This window comes from Succinivibrio sp., assembly GCF_045124615.1.
GTDB classification, from domain to species: Bacteria; Pseudomonadota; Gammaproteobacteria; order Enterobacterales; family Succinivibrionaceae; genus Succinivibrio; species Succinivibrio faecicola.
Map to the genome: position 1 here is coordinate 1 of NZ_JBGVMC010000362.1, position 1,376 is coordinate 1,376.

The window sequence follows — 1,376 nt, forward strand, 5'->3', positions numbered from 1 at the left end:
CTCTTTTTTGGTTTTGTGTTAGGTTCAAACATGCAGAAATTGAAATCAGATCTGTCTTCATTAAAGAATATACAGAATTCAGTACGCATTCTGTAGTATTCTTTTGGAGATTCAAAAACACTGTAATTATCAATGGCTAGATTATTTTTTTTAAATAATGTAACCACATTAGAGATTTTTTCTTTAAGATATTGATCGTAATTTTGAGGATCGGTTTTTCCAATTAAAGTCTGTAACATAGTAGGCGGTCCTAAATAATTTTTTGAACATAGAGATCTTAAAGTGTTAGAGCCAAAAGTGAAAGTAAAAAGAGTGCTTTTTTTTGATTCAGGTGTTGGCGGACTGTCCGTATTTAAGGCAGTAAAAGAGCTGAATAATGAAATTGAGGCATACTATCTTTTCGATAATGAATGCTTTCCTTATGGAAATAAAACAGAATCATTTTTAATTGAAAGAATTGATAAATTAATTGAAGCTGCTTGTTCAAGATTTGAACTGAGCGCTATTGTAGTTGCTTGCAATACAGCAAGTACGGTAGCACTTCCAGAATTAAGATGTCATATTAAACTTCCAATTGTTGGAGTAGTGCCTGCAATTAAACCTGCTGCAAAATTATCTAAAAATAAAGTAATAGGAATATTGGCAACTCCAGGAACATTATCAAGAAAATATACCCACGATCTTATAGATTCATTTGCAAGTGACTGCAACGTAATAAAAGTCGGAAACGCTAATTTAGCTGTAATTGCTGAAAACAGACTGACTACAGGAAAGGTAGATAAAAAAGCAGTCTCAAAAATATTAGATCCTTTTACAAACGCTCCTATTGTTCCTGACACAGTGGTATTAGGCTGTACACATTATCCATTTGTAAAGGATGTGATACAGGAAGTAATGCCTGAAACAAGACTGGTTGATTCTGGTGAAGCTATAGGAAGAAGAGTAAAAACAGTAATAAAAGAATCTACAATGATAGAAACAAATGAAAAGCAAGATAGAGCTTTTTATACAGGTAATCTAGAAAATTATGACGACAGATTGCAGATGGTGAGAAAATTCGGCTTCAAAAAATTAGAAAAATTTGAATTATAAGAATCGCATAAAAATCAGAATTGATAAAAAGATCAAAAAAATATTAAAAAAAATTTAAAAAAATGTTTGACAAGAATTAAAAAAAGTCTATAATGCATTTCCGTTGTCACGAACGACAACGAACATTAACCAAGCGTTAATGCAGATCTTTAAAAATCAGTACGGACAATCTGTGTGGGCCCTCGGAAGAGGGACAAAAAAAACGAAGTGTTGAAAGCGAGAGCTGAAGGAACACAAAAAATCAAAATCTTTATTTTCGAAGAGTTTGATCATGGCTCAGATTG

2 protein-coding genes are annotated in these 1,376 nt (G+C 32.1%); one reads left to right on the forward strand and one right to left on the reverse strand.

Annotated elements, in window-relative coordinates; all coding sequences use genetic code 11:
• Positions 1 to 239 (reverse strand): hypothetical protein (locus ACJML3_RS09620; protein ID WP_406022731.1); only part of this gene is annotated, 239 nt, incomplete at its 3' end.
• A 73-nt stretch (positions 240 to 312) separates the two neighbouring features.
• On the opposite strand from ACJML3_RS09620, the gene murI reads away from it, so the two are divergent.
• On the forward strand, positions 313 to 1,092 hold the full coding sequence (murI, locus tag ACJML3_RS09625) for a glutamate racemase (protein ID WP_406022733.1): 780 nt from the start codon (positions 313 to 315) through the stop codon (positions 1,090 to 1,092).
• The last annotated feature ends 284 nt before the right edge of the window (positions 1,093 to 1,376 follow it).